At 67.4% G+C, this 15,701-nt stretch carries 16 protein-coding genes; 13 read left to right on the top strand and 3 right to left on the bottom strand.

Annotated features, from left to right (window positions below; all coding sequences use genetic code 11):
- The first annotated feature begins 12 nt into the window (after positions 1–12).
- From VV867_RS19415 to hisC, 7 genes are all read left to right on the top strand, one after another.
- Complete coding sequence (locus VV867_RS19415; protein WP_109932927.1) at positions 13–672, top strand: MlaC/ttg2D family ABC transporter substrate-binding protein; 660 nt, start codon at positions 13–15, stop codon at positions 670–672.
- Entirely contained in the window at positions 669–980 is a 312-nt protein-coding gene (locus VV867_RS19420; RefSeq protein WP_109931845.1) for an STAS domain-containing protein, read from the top strand. The genes VV867_RS19415 and VV867_RS19420 overlap by 4 nt, the downstream gene beginning before the upstream one ends.
- Before the next feature lie 114 nt (positions 981–1,094).
- Positions 1,095–1,334, top strand: coding sequence for a BolA family protein (locus tag VV867_RS19425; RefSeq protein ID WP_109931843.1), 240 nt, complete (start codon positions 1,095–1,097; stop codon positions 1,332–1,334).
- A 20-nt stretch (positions 1,335–1,354) separates the two neighbouring features.
- On the top strand, positions 1,355–2,620 hold the full coding sequence (murA, locus tag VV867_RS19430) for a UDP-N-acetylglucosamine 1-carboxyvinyltransferase (protein ID WP_089390624.1): 1,266 nt from the start codon (positions 1,355–1,357) through the stop codon (positions 2,618–2,620).
- Between the two features lie 12 nt (positions 2,621–2,632).
- Positions 2,633–3,268 carry an ATP phosphoribosyltransferase gene (gene hisG / locus VV867_RS19435; RefSeq protein ID WP_109931841.1) on the top strand — a complete coding sequence of 212 codons (636 nt, stop codon included), beginning with the start codon at positions 2,633–2,635 and terminating at the stop codon, positions 3,266–3,268.
- Between the two features lie 123 nt (positions 3,269–3,391).
- Positions 3,392–4,702, top strand: coding sequence for a histidinol dehydrogenase (gene hisD, locus VV867_RS19440; RefSeq protein ID WP_328567301.1), 1,311 nt, complete (start codon positions 3,392–3,394; stop codon positions 4,700–4,702).
- Between the two features lie 60 nt (positions 4,703–4,762).
- Positions 4,763–5,821, top strand: a complete 1,059-nt coding sequence (hisC, locus tag VV867_RS19445; protein WP_328567302.1) for a histidinol-phosphate transaminase — start codon at positions 4,763–4,765, stop codon at positions 5,819–5,821.
- Positions 5,822–5,869: 48 nt separating this feature from the next.
- Here the strand turns inward: hisC and algW are convergent, their stop codons facing one another.
- A complete protein-coding gene (gene algW / locus VV867_RS19450) occupies positions 5,870–7,033 on the bottom strand; it encodes a Do family serine endopeptidase AlgW (protein WP_328567303.1) in 1,164 nt (387 codons plus the stop codon).
- A gap of 115 nt (positions 7,034–7,148) precedes the next feature.
- On the opposite strand from algW, the gene VV867_RS19455 reads away from it, so the two are divergent.
- Entirely contained in the window at positions 7,149–7,907 is a 759-nt protein-coding gene (locus VV867_RS19455) for a Nif3-like dinuclear metal center hexameric protein (RefSeq protein ID WP_328567304.1), read from the top strand.
- A gap of 13 nt (positions 7,908–7,920) precedes the next feature.
- Here the strand turns inward: VV867_RS19455 and mltB are convergent, their stop codons facing one another.
- A complete protein-coding gene (gene mltB / locus VV867_RS19460; protein WP_328567305.1) occupies positions 7,921–9,027 on the bottom strand; it encodes a lytic murein transglycosylase B in 1,107 nt (368 codons plus the stop codon).
- 375 nt (positions 9,028–9,402) lie between these two features.
- On the opposite strand from mltB, the gene cysD reads away from it, so the two are divergent.
- Genes cysD through cysN form a run of 3 tightly spaced genes read left to right on the top strand, consistent with a single transcriptional unit; the run spans position 9,403 to position 12,674 of the window.
- On the top strand, positions 9,403–10,320 hold the full coding sequence (cysD, locus tag VV867_RS19465; protein WP_043272357.1) for a sulfate adenylyltransferase subunit CysD: 918 nt from the start codon (positions 9,403–9,405) through the stop codon (positions 10,318–10,320).
- Between the two features lie 57 nt (positions 10,321–10,377).
- Entirely contained in the window at positions 10,378–10,719 is a 342-nt protein-coding gene (locus VV867_RS19470; RefSeq protein WP_328567306.1) for a four helix bundle protein, read from the top strand.
- A gap of 53 nt (positions 10,720–10,772) precedes the next feature.
- Complete coding sequence (gene cysN / locus VV867_RS19475) at positions 10,773–12,674, top strand: sulfate adenylyltransferase subunit CysN (protein ID WP_089390632.1); 1,902 nt, start codon at positions 10,773–10,775, stop codon at positions 12,672–12,674.
- Positions 12,675–13,077: 403 nt separating this feature from the next.
- Here the strand turns inward: cysN and VV867_RS19480 are convergent, their stop codons facing one another.
- A complete protein-coding gene (locus VV867_RS19480) occupies positions 13,078–13,521 on the bottom strand; it encodes a YhcB family protein (RefSeq protein ID WP_328567307.1) in 444 nt (147 codons plus the stop codon).
- A 138-nt stretch (positions 13,522–13,659) separates the two neighbouring features.
- Here VV867_RS19480 and VV867_RS19485 point away from each other — a divergent pair, with 138 nt between their 5' ends.
- Entirely contained in the window at positions 13,660–14,304 is a 645-nt protein-coding gene (locus VV867_RS19485) for an alpha/beta hydrolase (protein WP_328567308.1), read from the top strand.
- Between the two features lie 43 nt (positions 14,305–14,347).
- Complete coding sequence (locus VV867_RS19490; protein WP_328567309.1) at positions 14,348–15,694, top strand: tryptophan--tRNA ligase; 1,347 nt, start codon at positions 14,348–14,350, stop codon at positions 15,692–15,694.
- The last annotated feature ends 7 nt before the right edge of the window (positions 15,695–15,701 follow it).

Raw genomic sequence — 15,701 nt, forward strand, 5'->3', positions numbered from 1 at the left:
AGGATGAACGCCATGCTGACTCTCCTGCGCCGCGGCCTGCTGGTCCTGCTCGCCGCGCTGCCGCTGATCGCCAACGCCAACGCCGCGCCCAATGCGCAGCAGGTGGTGCAGCAGACCGTCGACAACCTGCTGTCCGACCTCAAGACCAACAGGCCGGCCTACCGCGCCGATCCCAAGCAGCTCTACGCCGCCCTGGACCGCATCCTCGGCCCGGTGGTGGACTCCGAGGGCATCGCCAAGGGCGTGATGACCGTCAAGTACTCGCGCCAGGCCACCCCGGAGCAGATCAAGCGCTTCGAGACGGTGTTCAAGAACAGCCTGATGCAGTTCTACGGCAACGCCCTGCTCGAGTACGACAACCAGGACATCCGCGTGCTGCCGTCCACCGGCAAGCAGGACCCGGAGCGCTCCAGCGTGAACATGGAGATCCGTGACAGCAAGGGCACCGTCTATCCGGTGCAGTACACCATGGTCAACCAGGCGGGCAACTGGCGCCTGCGCAACGTGATCATCAACGGCATCAACATCGGCAAGCTGTTCCGCGACCAGTTCGCCGACTCCATGCAGAAGAACGGCAACGACCTGGAGAAGACCATCGCCGGTTGGGACCAGGTGGTCGCCCATGCCAAGGACGCCGCCAAGGGCAACCCGGACGAGGGCAGCGCGCAATGAGCAGCGCCGCCAGCATCAGCGAGGGCGCGGCCGGCGAGCTGCGCCTGGCCGGGGTGCTCGACTACCGCAGCGGTGCGCAGCTGCGCGAGCAGGGCAAGGCCCTGATCGCCGCGAGCGGCGCCCAGCAGCTGGTGGTGGACTGCTCGGCGGTGGAGAAATCCAGCAGCGTCGGCCTGTCGCTGTTGCTGGCCTTCCTGCGCGATGCCCACGACGCGGGCAAGAGCCTGCAGGTCCGCGGCCTGCCCAAGGACATGCAGGACATCGCCAAGGTCAGCGACCTCGACGGCATCCTGCCGCTGCAGGGCTGACCGGGGCGGTCGAAAGCCCCTCCGTCTGCGACTTCCCATGGCGGGGTTCGCAGGCGGGGGGCTTTTTTGTATCATTGCCGGCCCGCGCGCGTTGAGCGCCGATTGAGGTCGAGCATGCAGGCGATTGAAGTCAAGAACTTCCTGGAAACCAAGCTTCCGGGTACCCAGGTCGAAGTGGAAGGCGAAGGCTGCAACTTCCAGCTGAACCTGATCAGTGACGAACTGGCCGGTCTGAGCCCGGTGAAACGTCAGCAGCAGATCTACGCGCACCTTAACGAATGGATCGCCAGTGGCGCCATCCATGCCGTGACCATGAAATTCTTCAGCCGCGCCGCCTGGGCCGAGCGTTCCTGAGCCGCCGGGGATAACCTGCTATGGACAAACTGATCATTACCGGCGGTTCCCGTCTCGACGGCGAAATCCGCATCTCCGGCGCCAAGAACTCCGCGCTGCCGATCCTCGCCGCCACCCTGCTGGCGGACACCCCGGTCACCGTGTGCAACCTGCCGCACCTGCACGACATCACCACCATGATCGAGCTGTTCGGTCGCATGGGCGTGCAGCCGGTGATCAACGAGAAGCTCAACGTCGAAGTCGACGCCAACAGCATCAAGACCCTGGTCGCGCCCTACGAGCTGGTGAAGACCATGCGCGCCTCGATCCTGGTGCTCGGCCCCATGGTCGCGCGCTTCGGCGAGGCCGAGGTGGCCCTGCCCGGCGGCTGCGCCATCGGTTCGCGTCCGGTCGACCTGCACATCCGCGGCCTCGAGGCCATGGGCGCGCAGATCACCGTCGAAGGCGGCTACATCAAGGCCCGGGCCCCGGCCGGTGGCCTGCGCGGCGCGCACTTCTTCTTCGATACCGTGTCCGTGACCGGTACCGAGAACATCATGATGGCCGCGGCCCTGGCCAACGGCCGTACCGTGCTGGAAAACGCAGCCCGCGAGCCTGAGGTGGTCGACCTGGCCAACTGCCTGATCGCCATGGGCGCGCAGATCCAGGGCGCCGGCACCGACACCATCGTCATCGACGGCGTGAAGCGCCTGGGCGGCGCCAAGTACAACGTGCTGCCCGACCGCATCGAGACCGGCACCTACCTGGTCGCCGCCGCGGCCACCGGTGGCCGCGTCAAGCTCAAGGACACCGATCCGACCATCCTCGAGGCGGTGCTGCTGAAGCTGGAGGAGGCCGGTGCGCACATCAACACCGGCAACGACTGGATCGAGCTGGACATGAAGGGCAACCGGCCGAAGGCGGTGAATATCCGCACCGCGCCGTACCCGGCGTTCCCCACCGACATGCAGGCCCAGTTCATCTCGCTGAACGCCGTGGCCGAAGGCACTGGCGCGGTGATCGAGACCGTGTTCGAGAACCGCTTCATGCACGTCTACGAGATGAACCGCATGGGCGCGCAGATCCTCGTCGAGGGCAACACCGCCATCGTCACCGGCGTGCCGCAGCTCAAGGGCGCACCGGTCATGGCCACCGACCTGCGGGCTTCCGCCAGCCTGGTGATCGCGGGCCTCGTGGCCGAGGGCGACACCCTGATCGACCGCATCTACCACATCGACCGTGGCTACGAGTGCATCGAAGAGAAGCTGCAACTGCTCGGCGCCAAGATCCGCCGCGTACCGGGCTAGGGCTGACCAGACATGCTGACCATCGCCCTGTCCAAGGGCCGGATCCTCGATGACACCCTGCCGCTGCTCGCAGCGGCGGGCATAGTGCCGACCGAGAACCCGGACAAGAGCCGCAAGCTGATCATCCCCACCAGCCTCGACGACGTGCGCCTGCTGATCGTCCGCGCCACCGACGTGCCGACCTACGTCGAACACGGCGCCGCCGACCTCGGCGTGGCCGGCAAGGACGTGCTCATGGAGTACGGCGGCCAGGGCCTGTACGAGCCGCTGGACCTGCGCATCGCCAACTGCAAGCTGATGACCGCGGGCGCGGTCGGCGCGCCGGAGCCCAAGGGCCGCCTGCGGGTGGCCACCAAGTTCGTCAACGTCGCCAAGCGCTACTACGCCGAACAGGGCCGCCAGGTCGACGTGATCAAGCTCTACGGCTCGATGGAGCTGGCGCCGCTGATCGGTCTGGCCGACAAAATCATCGACGTGGTCGACACCGGCAACACCCTGCGCGCCAACGGCCTGGAGCCCCAGGAGCTGATCGCCCACATCAGCTCGCGCCTGGTGGTCAACAAGGCGTCCATGAAGATGCAGCACGCCCGTATCCAGGCGCTGATCGACACCCTGCGCGACGCCGTCGAGGCGCGACACCGTCACTGATATCCACCGCGGTCCCATGACCGCGGCAGCCTATCCGTGTCATAGCCAATTTTCTCGGGTGCCCGCACGGCAGGCTTGCTAGTCTAGCGGCGCCCGAGATCACGCCAATTAAAGAGGCCAGCTATGACCGCACCCTTCGCCATCCGTCGACTCAATGCCGCCGATCCGGACTTCGCGCGTCATCTGGACCATCTGCTGTCCTGGGAAAGCGTGTCCGACGACGCCGTGAACCAGCGCGTGCTGGACATCATCGCCGCCGTGCGCAGCCGCGGCGACGCCGCCCTGGTCGAGTTCACCCAGCGCTTCGACGGCCTCGCCGTCAACTCCATGGCCGACCTGATCCTGCCGCGCGAGCGCCTGGAGCTGGCCCTGACGCGCATCACCCCGGCCCAGCGCGAGGCGCTGGAAACCGCCGCCGAGCGCGTGCGCAGCTACCACGAGAAGCAGAAGCAGGACTCCTGGCGCTACACCGAGGCCGACGGCACCGTGCTCGGCCAGCAGGTCACCCCGCTGGACCGCGCCGGCCTGTACGTACCCGGCGGCAAGGCATCCTATCCGTCCTCGGTGCTGATGAACGCGATTCCCGCCAAGGTCGCCGGCGTCGCCGAGGTGGTGATGGTGGTGCCGACGCCGCGTGGCGAGATCAACGAGATCGTCCTGGCCGCCGCCTGCATCGCCGGCGTCGACCGCGTCTTCACCATCGGCGGCGCCCAGGCCGTGGCCGCGCTGGCCTATGGCACCGAGAGCGTGCCCCAGGTGGACAAGATCGTCGGCCCGGGCAACATCTACGTGGCCACCGCCAAGCGCCACGTGTTCGGCCAGGTGGGCATCGACATGATCGCCGGCCCCTCGGAGATCCTCGTGGTCTGCGACGGCGGCACCGACCCGGACTGGATCGCCATGGACCTGTTCTCCCAGGCCGAGCACGACGAGGACGCCCAGTCGATCCTGGTCAGCCCGGATGCCGCCTTCCTCGACAAGGTCGCCGCCAGCATCGAGAAACTGCTGCCGACCATGGAGCGCGCCGAGATCATCCGCACCTCGCTGGGCAACCGCGGCGCGCTGATCCAGGTCGCCGACCAGGCCCAGGCCTGCCAGGTGGCCAACCGTATCGCCCCGGAGCACCTGGAGCTGTCGGTGGCCGACCCGCAAAGCTGGCTGCCGGGCATCCGCCACGCCGGCGCCATCTTCATGGGCCGCTACACCGCCGAGGCCCTGGGCGACTACTGCGCAGGCCCGAACCACGTGCTGCCGACCTCCGGCACCGCGCGCTTCTCCTCGCCGCTGGGGGTGTACGACTTCCAGAAGCGTTCGTCGATCATCTTCTGCTCGGCCGATGGCGCCTCGGTACTCGGCAAGACCGCCTCGGTCCTGGCCCGCGGCGAGTCGCTGACCGCCCATGCCCGCAGCGCCGAATACCGCATCAAGAACTGAACCCGTGCCGCCGCCCCGTGACGGGGCGGTCCCACCACCGCATTCGAGGAGAGAAGGGCGATGAGCAAGTTCTGGAGCCCCTTCGTCAAGGACCTGGTGCCCTACGTGCCGGGTGAGCAACCCAAGCTGGCCAAACTGGTCAAGCTGAACACCAACGAGAACCCCTACGGCCCGTCGCCCAAGGCGCTGGCCGCCATGCAGGGCGAGCTGAACGATGCCCTGCGGCTGTACCCGGACCCCAACGCCGACCGCCTGAAGCAGACCATCGCCGACTACTACGGCGTGCGCCCGGGCCAGGTGTTCGTCGGCAACGGCTCCGACGAGGTGCTGGCCCACGCCTTCCACGCGCTGTTCCAGCACGACGGCCGGCCGCTGCTGTTCCCCGACGTGACCTACAGCTTCTACCCGGTGTACTGCGGCCTCTACGGCATCCCCTTCGAGGCGCTGGCGCTGGACGAGCGGTTCCAGATCCGCGTCGAGGACTACGCCAGGCCCAACGCCGGCATCATCTTCCCCAACCCCAACGCGCCCACCGGCTGCCTGCTGCCCCTGGAGGCCATCGAGCGCCTGCTGCTGGCCAACCCGGACAGCGTGGTGCTGGTGGACGAGGCCTACGTCGACTTCGGCGGCGAGACCGCGATCGCCCTGGTGGAGCGCTACCCGAACCTGCTGGTGGCGCAGACCCTGTCCAAGTCGCGTTCCCTGGCCGGGCTGCGCGTCGGCCTGGCGGTCGGCCACGAGGACCTGATCGAGGCCCTGGAGCGGGTCAAGAACAGCTTCAACTCCTACCCGCTGGACCGCGTGGCCCAGGCCGGCGCCATCGCCGCCTTCGAGGACCGCGAGTACTTCCAGCGCACCTGCCAGGCGGTGATCGACAGCCGCGAGAAGCTGGTGGGCGAGCTGAGCGGCATGGGCTTCGAGGTGCTGCCCTCGGCGGCCAACTTCATCTTCGCCCGCCACCCGCGGCACGACGCCGCCGAACTGGCCGCCGGCCTGCGCGAGCAGGGGGTGATCGTGCGCCACTTCAAGCAGGCGCGCATCGCCCAGTTCCTGCGCATCAGCATCGGCACCGAGGAGCAGAACCAGGCGCTGCTGGACGCCCTGCGCCCGCGGCTCTGAGCCTCTGGCGGCTGGAAAAGCAACGGCGCCCTCGGGCGCCGTTCTTCGTCATTGCTGCTGCTGTTGCTGCGCGGGCGGGGCCGGCGGCGGGCGCAGGCCCACTTCGGCCTGCAGGGTGACGTGCTTGCCGTTGCGCAGCACCTGGATGCTGATCTGCTCGCCCGGCTTGGTGCGCGCCACCTGGTTCATCGCGGTGCGGCCGTCGGCGGCCTTCTTGCCGTCGATGTCGAGGATGATGTCGCCCGGCTGCATGCCGGACTGGGCCGCGGGGCCGTCGCGGTAGACGCCGGCGACCACCACGCCGCCCTGGTCCTGCAGGCCGAAGGACTCGGCCAGCTCCGGCGTCAGCGGCTGCACTTCGACGCCCAGCCAGCCGCGGATCACCGAGCCGTGCTCGATGATCGACTGCATCACTTCCAGCGCCAGCTTGACCGGGATGGCGAAGCCGATGCCCTGGGAGCCGCCGGACTTGGAGAAGATGGCGGTGTTGATGCCCACCAGGTTGCCGCTGGCATCCACCAGGGCGCCGCCGGAGTTGCCCGGGTTGATCGCCGCGTCGGTCTGGATGAAGTCCTCGTAGGTGTTCAGCCCCAGCTGGTTGCGGCCGGTGGCGCTGATGATGCCCATGGTCACCGTCTGGCCCACGCCGAAGGGGTTGCCGATGGCCAGGCAGACGTCGCCGGTGCGGATGCCGTCGGAACGGCCGAGGGTCATCACCGGCAGGTCCTTGAGGTCGATCTTGAGCACCGCCAGGTCCGTCTCCGGGTCGCTGCCGACCAGGCGCGCGGTGGTCTCGCGGCCGTCGCGCAGGGCCACGACTATCTGGTCGGCGCCGGCGGTGACGTGGTTGTTGGTCAGCAGGTAGCCTTCCGGGCTCATGATCACCGCCGAGCCCAGGCTCGACTCCATGCGCTTCTGTTGCGGCAGGTTGTCGCCGAAGAAGCGGCGGAACAGCGGGTCGTCAAGCATCGAGTTGCCCGGCCGGCTGACCATCTTGGTGGTGTACAGGTTGGCCACGGCCGGGGCGGCGCGGGTCACGGCGTCGGCATAGGTCCCGGGGCCCTGCTGCAGGCGGCTGAGCAGGGGCGCCTGCTGCAGGTGGACTTCCTGTTCGGGCAGGCCGACCCATTCGGGGTTACGCTGGATGATCAATAGCGCCAGCAAGACGCCGACAAGCGCGGGCCAGCCGAGAAAACGCAGGGCCTTCAGCATCGGGGGACGATCCTTGGGGGTTGCTCGGCCTGGGGAAGGCCGCTAGGGTGGCCGCCATTATACGGGCGGCGTGGCAAGAAAATAGCCGTCTCCCTTATTGCCTGGAGGAAAATCGATGGCGATCGATCTGACCGTTCTGGTCGAAGAGGCCGACCGCTACCTGGACGCCGCGCGCATCCAGGACTACTGCCCCAACGGCCTGCAGGTGCAGGGCCGGCCGCAGGTGCGGCGCATCGTCAGCGGCGTCACCGCCAGCCAGGCGCTGCTGGACGCGGCGGTGGCCGCGCAGGCCGATGCGGTGCTGGTCCACCACGGCTACTTCTGGAAGGGCGAGAACCCCTGCGTGGTGGGCATGAAGCAGCGTCGCCTGAAGACCCTGCTGGCCCACGACATCAGCCTGATCGCCTACCACCTGCCGCTGGACCTGCACCCGCAGGTGGGCAACAACGTGCAGCTGGGGCAACAGCTCGGCCTGGACATCGAGGGCCCGCTGGAGCCGGGCAACCCGCGTTCCATCGTGTTGCTGGGCGCCCCCGCGGCGCCCACGGCGCCGGCCGATTTCGCCGCCCACGTGGCCCGGGTGCTGGGCCGCGAGCCGCTGCTGGTGGAAGGCGAGCGGCCGATCCGGCGCATCGCCTGGTGCACCGGCGGTGCCCAGGGCTACATCGACCAGGCCATCGCGGCGGGCGTGGATGCCTACCTCACCGGCGAGGTCTCCGAGCAGACGGTGCACAGCGCCCGCGAGAACGGCATCACCTTCATCGCCGCCGGCCACCACGCCACCGAGCGCTACGGCGTGCAGGCGCTGGGCCGCTACCTGGCGGAGCGCTTCGGCATCGAGCACCGCTTCATCGACTGCCCGAACCCCGCCTGACGCGGCGGGGCATTCAGGGCGTCGAGGCGTAGCGGCGCCGGGCCTGGTCCACGGCCGCACCGAGCTGCCACACCGCCATCGCATAGTGGGTGCTGTGGTTGTAGCGGGTAATCACATAGAAGTTCGGCAGGCCGTACCAGTACTGGTAGTCGCGCCCCATGTCCAGGCGCAGCAGGCTGGCGCTGCGGTGCGGGCCCAGCGAGGCCTGCGGGCGCAGCCCGGCGGCGGCCAGCGTCTCGACCGGGTACTGCGTCTTGAAGCCATCCTCCAGCCCGCGCGCCTGGCCATTGGCCGGCACGGCGATGGTGTCGTGGGTGACCCAGCCGTGCTGCTGGAAGTAGTTGGCGACGCTGCCGATGGCGTCCCGCGGGTTCCACAGGTCGACGTGGCCGTCGTTGTCGAAGTCCACCGCGTAGCGGGCGAACGAGGTCGGCATGAACTGGCCGTAGCCCATGGCGCCGGCATAGGAGCCGCGCAGGGCCAGCGGGTCGTCGCGCTCCTTGCGGGCCAGCAGGAGGAACTGCTCCAGCTCGCCGGCGAAGAAGTCGGCTCGCCGCGGGTAGTCGAAGGCCAGGGTGGCCAGGGCGTCCATGATCCGCGTCTTGCCCATCACCCGGCCCCAGCGGGTTTCTACGCCGATGATGCCGACGATGATCTCCGGCGGCACGCCGTAGGTTTTCGAGGCGCGTGTGAGCGCGTCTTCGTATTGGTTCCAGAAGGCCACACCGTTCTGGATGTTGTCCGGGGTGACGAACTTCCTGCGGTAGCGCAGCCAGGCGCCATTGGGGCCGATCGGCGCCTGGTAGGTCGGCGCCTGGCGGTCCATCAGGCGGATCACCCAATCCAGGCGCTGGGTGCGGGCCAGCACGTCCTGCAACTGTTGGCGATCGAAGCCGTGCAGGCTGACCATCCTGTCGACGAAACGCTGCGCGTTCGGGTTGTTGGCGAAGTCGCCGGTCAGCGGGCTGATCGGCTGCACCGGGTTCGCCGGGGTGTACAGGCGCGTCGTGGTGGGCGCGCCACCCTTTTGCGGGGCGGTTGCCGGCGGTGGCGAAGTGGGCTTGCTGCTGCAGGCGGCGATCAGGAGGAACAGGGGCAGGAGCGGGGCGATGCGGCGCATGGGAAATCTGCTGGGGCGTCGGGGAATGAAGGTATGGTAGCGCAGATGGGCGCGCCTACCGGGGCATACTCTAGCGGAGGCCGGGGTGCGCTTCCTCCTGAATTCGCGCCTGGCCCGTTTTCCCGCACTGCCGGTCGGCAAGGCTGTTCGTCGGCGGGGCGGGCGTCTGTGGATATCTTCTTTACCAGCGGCGCGCCCCAGCCCGCCCACCAAGGCCGGGGCCTTAGTCTCCTGGGCGCTGGCGCGGTCTGACAAGTGGCTATATGGGTATATTCTTTCGGTATAAGTGGGCGCCCGGTTAGAGTCTGGCGTTGTGGTAGAGTGCGCCCTCGTCTACGGCCCGAAGGCCGTCCATAAGCAATTCCGTGAGTAGCCATGGTCGACAAACTGACGCATCTGAAACAGCTGGAGGCGGAAAGCATCCACATCATCCGCGAGGTGGCCGCCGAGTTCGACAACCCGGTGATGCTGTACTCGATCGGCAAGGACAGCGCGGTGATGCTGCATCTGGCGCGCAAGGCCTTCTTCCCCGGCAAGCTGCCGTTCCCGGTGATGCACGTCGACACCCGCTGGAAATTCCAGGAGATGTACCGCTTCCGCGACAAGATGGTCGAGGAAATGGGCCTGGACCTGATCACCCACATCAACCCCGATGGCGTGGCCCAGGACATCAACCCCTTCACCCACGGCAGCGCCAAGCACACCGACATCATGAAGACCGAAGGCCTCAAGCAGGCCCTCGACAAGTACGGCTTCGACGCCGCCTTCGGTGGTGCCCGCCGCGACGAGGAGAAGTCCCGCGCCAAGGAGCGCGTCTACTCCTTCCGCGACAGCAAGCACCGCTGGGACCCGAAGAACCAGCGCCCGGAGCTGTGGAACGTCTACAACGGCAAGGTGAAGAAGGGCGAGTCGATCCGCGTCTTCCCGCTGTCCAACTGGACCGAGCTGGACATCTGGCAATACATCTACCTGGAACAGATCCCGATCGTCCCGCTGTACTTCGCCGCCGAGCGCGAAGTGATCGAGATGAACGGCGCGCTGATCATGATCGACGACGAGCGCATCCTCGAGCACCTCAGCGATGAACAGAAGGCCAGCATCCAGAAGAAGATGGTGCGCTTCCGCACCCTGGGCTGCTACCCGCTGACCGGCGCGGTGGAATCCACCGCCACCACGCTGCCGGAAATCATCCAGGAAATGCTGCTGACGCGCACTTCCGAACGCCAGGGCCGGGTCATCGACCACGACCAGGCAGGTTCGATGGAAGAAAAGAAACGTCAGGGCTATTTCTGACGAAAGGCTGCAAGCTGCAAGCGGCAGGCTGCAAGTAAAAGCAGGAGGCTTTCGAGAGTGGATTTTGAAAGACTCGAGGTTTGGCAGCGTGCCAAGCGCCTGGCGGTAGAGGTGTACAGGGCGATGGAGGGATGTCGCGATCTGGGATTCAAGGACCAGATCACACGATCCGCGCTTTCGATACCGAGCAATATCGCCGAGGGCATGGAGAGGGAAAGCGATCGGGAGAAATGTCGCTTTCTCTGGATTGCCAAAGGTTCCTGCGGTGAGTTGAGGACCCAGGCAATGATTGGCATCGAGATTGGTTATGTTGCCGAGCCGCTTGCAACTGGATGGATTAAAGAAGCCCGTGAGCTGTCGCGCATGCTGCATGGGTTGATCAGCAAAATTTCTGACTAGCTGTGAACTGACAGGCTTGCCGCTTGAAGCTTACAGCTTGGAGCTCGAATGAAATGAGTCACCAATCCGATCTGATCAGCGAGGACATCCTCGCCTACCTGGCCCAGCACGAGCGTAAAGAGCTGCTGCGCTTCCTCACCTGCGGCAACGTCGACGACGGCAAGAGCACCCTGATCGGGCGCTTGCTGCACGACTCCAAGATGATCTACGAGGATCACCTGGAGGCCATCACCCGCGATTCGAAGAAAGTCGGCACCACCGGCGACGACGTCGACCTGGCGCTGCTGGTGGACGGCCTGCAGGCCGAGCGCGAGCAGGGCATCACCATCGACGTGGCGTACCGCTACTTCAGCACCGCCAAGCGCAAGTTCATCATCGCCGACACCCCCGGCCACGAGCAGTACACCCGCAACATGGCCACCGGCGCGTCCACCTGCGACCTGGCCATCATCCTGATCGACGCCCGCTACGGCGTGCAGACCCAGACCCGCCGGCACAGCTTCATCGCCTCCCTGCTGGGCATCAAGCACATCGTCGTCGCCATCAACAAGATGGACCTGAAGGACTTCGACCAGGGCGTCTTCGAGCAGATCAAGGCCGACTACCTGCAGTTCGCCGGGAAGATCGAGCTGAAGGCCAGCTCGCTGCACTTCGTTCCCATGTCGGCGCTCAAGGGCGACAACGTGGTCAACAAGTCCGAGCGTTCGCCCTGGTACACCGGCCAGTCGCTGATGGAGATCCTCGAGACCGTCGAGATCGCCGGCGACCGCAACCTGGACGACATGCGCTTCCCGGTGCAGTACGTCAACCGCCCGAACCTGAACTTCCGCGGCTTCGCCGGCACCCTGGCCAGCGGCATCGTGCGCAAGGGCGACGAGGTCGTGGCGCTGCCGTCGGGCAAGGGCAGCAAGGTCAAGTCCATCGTCACCTTCGAAGGCGAGCTGGAACACGCCGGCCCGGGCCAGGCCATCACCCTGACCCTGGAAGACGAGATCGACGTCTCCCGTGGCGACATGCTGGTGCATGCGGACAACCGCCCGCAGGTCACCGACGGCTTCGACGCCATGCTCGTGTGGATGGCCGAGGAGCCCATGCTCCCGGGCAAGAAATACGACATCAAGCGCGCCACCAGCTACGTGCCGGGATCGATCCCGAGCATCACCCACAAGGTGGACGTGAACACCCTGGAAGAGACCGCCGCCAGCGAACTCAAGCTCAACGAGATCGCCCGCGTGAAGGTCAGCCTGGATGCGCCCATCGCCCTCGACGGCTATGCGCAGAACCGCACCACCGGCGCCTTCATCGTCATCGACCGGCTGACCAACGGCACCGTCGGCGCCGGCATGATCATCGCCGCGCCGCCAGCCGGCCAGAGCCATGCCGGCCACCACGGCCAGGGCGCCCACGTGAGCCGCGAGGAGCGCTCCGCGCGCTTCGGCCAGCAGCCGGCCACGGTGCTGTTCAGCGGCCTCTCCGGCGCCGGCAAGAGCACCCTGGCCTACGCCCTGGAGCGCAAGCTGTTCGACATGGGCCGCGCGGTCTACGTGCTGGATGGCCAGAACCTGCGCCACGACCTGAACAAGGGCCTGCCCCAGGACCGCGCCGGGCGCACCGAGAACTGGCTGCGCACCGCCCACGTCGCCAGGCAGTTCAACGAGGCCGGGCTGATCAGCCTGTGCGCCTTCGTCGCGCCCAGCGCCGAAGGCCGCGAGCAGGCCAGGGCGCTGATCGGCGACGAGCGCCTGATCACCGTCTACGTCCAGGCATCGCCGCAGGTCTGCCGCGAGCGCGACCCGCAGGGCCTGTACGCGGCCGGCCAGGACAACATCCCCGGCGAGTCCTTCCCCTACGACGTGCCGCTGGATGCCGACCTGGTGATCGACACCCACCACCAGTCGGTGGAAGAGGGCGTGAAAGCGGTCCTCGACCTGCTGCGCCAGCGCGGCGCGATCTGATCGCGACAGCGTTGTGAAAAGCCCCGCCTAGGCGGGGTTTTTTCTTTTTTGTGTAGGCGCGAGCTTGCTCGCGAAGGGGGCTGCCGAGGACTTTAGGTGCCGGGCTTTAGAGCGCCCTCTCCCCAGCCCTCTCCCTGAAGGGAGAGGGGGCCTGTCCGTGCCGAGAGGAGGAATGGTTTCAGTCGGAAACCAACGGTGTTGCCGGCTGACTCCAGAATATCCAAGCACACCGAACGGTCCCCTCTCCCTGAAGGGAGAGGGTTAGGGAGAGGGGCTCTTCGGGGCGAACACCAGGCACCAGCCGATAAACACCCTTCGCGAGCAAGCTCGCTCCTACGAAAGCCTGTTTCCAGACATGAAAAAACCCCGCCATGGCGGGGCTTTTTTCCGGGGCGCTGCGGGCTCAGAGCTTGCGCTTGAGGCCGTAGGTCTCGTCCAGGGTGCCGGGGCCTTCGCCGGTCTTCGGCGCGTAGTCCTTCGGCGCTTCCTGGCTGGCCGGCGGGGTCAGGCGTTCGCGGCGCTCGGGGTAGCTGTCCTCGGCGTGCAGGGCGGCCAGCAGGCGCTGCTTGGTCTGCTCGTCCAGGGCCAGGCGCTCGGCGCTCTCGGACAGGTGTTCCTGGACGTCCTGGTAGCTCTGGGTGAGCTTCTTCACCAGGCTGGCGGTGGTGTTGAAGTGCGTCACCACCTCGCGCTGGTAACTGTCGAAGCGTTCCTGCAGGTCATCGACCTGGCGTTGCATGCGGTTGGGCGCGGTGCCGGGCAGCAGGCGGGCGATCAGGAAGCCGACAGCGGCCCCGACGAGCAGAGCGATGACCGGGACCAACCAGGTGGTGAGGGACTGTTCCACGCGAATCCTTCCTCTATAGACGGCTTTGCTTTACGTTAGCGGCTTGCACCTGCGCTGTATACCACGGGGCGAGGCCTCGGTGTCGGCGCGGTATCGAGCTAGACGAGACGACCCGCCTCGGGGTCACGGAGTTGCTGTTTGTCCACCCGCGAAATCCCCCTGTTCATCGATGGCCCGGACGGCCCCCTGGAAGCCCTGCACCTGGACACGCCGGACGCCGTCGGCGTGGCGCTGATCTGCCATCCGCACCCGCTGTTCGCCGGCACCATGCAGAACAAGGTGGTCGCCACCCTGCAACGCATCGCCCGGGATGCCGGCTACGCGACCCTGCGTTTCAACTTCCGTGGCGTCGGCCAGAGCGCCGGCAGCTACGCCGACGGCCGTGGCGAGATCGACGACGCCCTGGCCGCGGCCCGCTGGCTTGGGGAGAAACACCCCGGCCTGCCGCTGACGCCGATGGGCTTTTCCTTCGGCTCCTGCGTGGCCGGCAACGCCGCCGCGCGCCTGGAAGGGCAGGGCGTGGCCCTGCGCCATCTGTTCATGCTGGCGCCGCCGGTGGAACGCTTCGCGGTCGAGCTGCCGCGGCAGTGCCCCATCACCGTGGTACAGCCCGAAGATGACGAAGTGGTGACCCCGGCCCGCGTCTATGCCTGGAGCGAGTCGCTGAGCCTGCCCCACGAACTGCTGCGGGTACCCGGCTGCAGCCACTTCTTCCACGGCAAGCTGATCGAGCTCAAGGACCTGCTGCAGCCCCGGCTCGCGCCGGCCGGCGCCGCGGGTTAACATCCAGGCCGCTCATTTTTCCCGCGCTGATTTCTGGTATCCCATGACGACCCGCATCCTCACCGGCATCACCACCACCGGCACCCCGCACCTGGGCAACTACGCTGGCGCCATCCGCCCGGCGATCGTCGCCAGCCGCGACCCGCAGGCCGACTCCTTCTACTTCCTGGCCGACTACCATGCGCTGATCAAGTGCGACGACCCGCTGCGCATCCAGCGCTCGCGCCTGGAGATCGCCGCCACCTGGCTGGCCCTGGGCCTGGATACCGACAAGGCGACCTTCTACCGCCAGTCCGACATCCCCGAGATCCCCGAGCTGACCTGGCTGCTGACCTGCGTCACGGCCAAGGGCCTGCTCAACCGCGCCCACGCGTACAAGGCCTCGGTGGACAAGAACGTCGAGGCCGGGGAGGACCCGGACGCCGGCGTCAGCATGGGCCTGTACAGCTACCCGATCCTGATGGCCGCGGACATCCTGATGTTCAACGCGCACAAGGTGCCGGTCGGCCGCGACCAGATCCAGCACGTGGAGATGGCCCGCGACATCGGCCAGCGCTTCAACCACCTGTTCGGCAACGGCAAGGAGCTGTTCACCCTGCCGGAAGTGGTGATCGAGGAAGAAGTGGCGACCCTGCCGGGCCTGGACGGGCGCAAGATGTCCAAGAGCTACGACAACACCATCCCGCTGTTCGGCAGCAGCAAGCAGCTCAAGGACGCCATCGCCCGCATCGTCACCGACTCCCGCGCGCCGGGCGAGCCGAAGGACCCGGACAATTCGCACCTGTTCACCCTCTACCAGGCCTTCGCCAAGCCGGCGCAGCTGGCCGAATTCCGCGCCGCGCTGCTCGAGGGCCTGGCCTGGGGCGAAGCCAAGCAGCGCCTCTACGAGCTGCTGGAAGCCGAGCTGGGCGAGGCCCGCGAGCGCTACCACACGCTGATCACCCGCCCGGGCGACCTGGAGGACATCCTCCTGGCCGGCGCCGCCAAGGCCCGCCGCATCGCCACCCCGTTCCTCGGCGAGCTGCGCGAGGCCGTGGGCCTGCGCTCCTTCCGCGAGCAGGTGCAGGTGGCCGGCGAGGGCAAGAAGAAGGCCGCCAAGAGCGCGCGCATCGTCAGCTTCCGCGAGGAAGACGGCAGCTTCCGCTTCCGCCTGCTGGACGCCGCCGGCGAGCAGCTGCTGCTGTCCAATGCCTTCGCCGACGGCAAGTCCGCCGGGGCGGTGAGCAAGCGCCTGCAGAGCGGCGAGGCGCTGGACCTGCGCGCCGAAGGCAATGCCTTCGCCCTGTGGCTGGACGGTGCGGCCGTGGCGCAGAGCCCGGCGTTCGCCGACGCCGCCAGCCGCGACGCCGCCATCGAGCGTGTGCGCGAGGCGCTGGCGCCCCAGGAGTAAGGCCGCG

The sequence above is a fragment of the Pseudomonas sp. JH-2 genome, from assembly GCF_036231725.1.
GTDB classification, from domain to species: Bacteria; Pseudomonadota; Gammaproteobacteria; order Pseudomonadales; family Pseudomonadaceae; genus Pseudomonas; species Pseudomonas delhiensis.

Excerpts from the sequence above, each read along its gene's own strand:
- murA (WP_089390624.1), top strand. The coding sequence starts at position 1,355 with ATGGACAAACTGATCATTACCGGCGGTTCCCGTCTCGACGGCGAAATC.
- VV867_RS19415 (WP_109932927.1), top strand. The coding sequence starts at position 13 with ATGCTGACTCTCCTGCGCCGCGGCCTGCTGGTCCTGCTCGCCGCGCTG.
- VV867_RS19455 (WP_328567304.1), top strand. The coding sequence starts at position 7,149 with ATGGCGATCGATCTGACCGTTCTGGTCGAAGAGGCCGACCGCTACCTG.
- VV867_RS19490 (WP_328567309.1), top strand. The coding sequence starts at position 14,348 with ATGACGACCCGCATCCTCACCGGCATCACCACCACCGGCACCCCGCAC.
- cysN (WP_089390632.1), top strand. The coding sequence starts at position 10,773 with ATGAGTCACCAATCCGATCTGATCAGCGAGGACATCCTCGCCTACCTG.
- hisC (WP_328567302.1), top strand. The coding sequence starts at position 4,763 with ATGAGCAAGTTCTGGAGCCCCTTCGTCAAGGACCTGGTGCCCTACGTG.
- algW (WP_328567303.1), bottom strand. The coding sequence starts at position 7,033 with ATGCTGAAGGCCCTGCGTTTTCTCGGCTGGCCCGCGCTTGTCGGCGTC.
- mltB (WP_328567305.1), bottom strand. The coding sequence starts at position 9,027 with ATGCGCCGCATCGCCCCGCTCCTGCCCCTGTTCCTCCTGATCGCCGCC.
- cysD (WP_043272357.1), top strand. The coding sequence starts at position 9,403 with ATGGTCGACAAACTGACGCATCTGAAACAGCTGGAGGCGGAAAGCATC.
- VV867_RS19425 (WP_109931843.1), top strand. The coding sequence starts at position 1,095 with ATGCAGGCGATTGAAGTCAAGAACTTCCTGGAAACCAAGCTTCCGGGT.
- VV867_RS19420 (WP_109931845.1), top strand. The coding sequence starts at position 669 with ATGAGCAGCGCCGCCAGCATCAGCGAGGGCGCGGCCGGCGAGCTGCGC.
- hisD (WP_328567301.1), top strand. The coding sequence starts at position 3,392 with ATGACCGCACCCTTCGCCATCCGTCGACTCAATGCCGCCGATCCGGAC.
- hisG (WP_109931841.1), top strand. The coding sequence starts at position 2,633 with ATGCTGACCATCGCCCTGTCCAAGGGCCGGATCCTCGATGACACCCTG.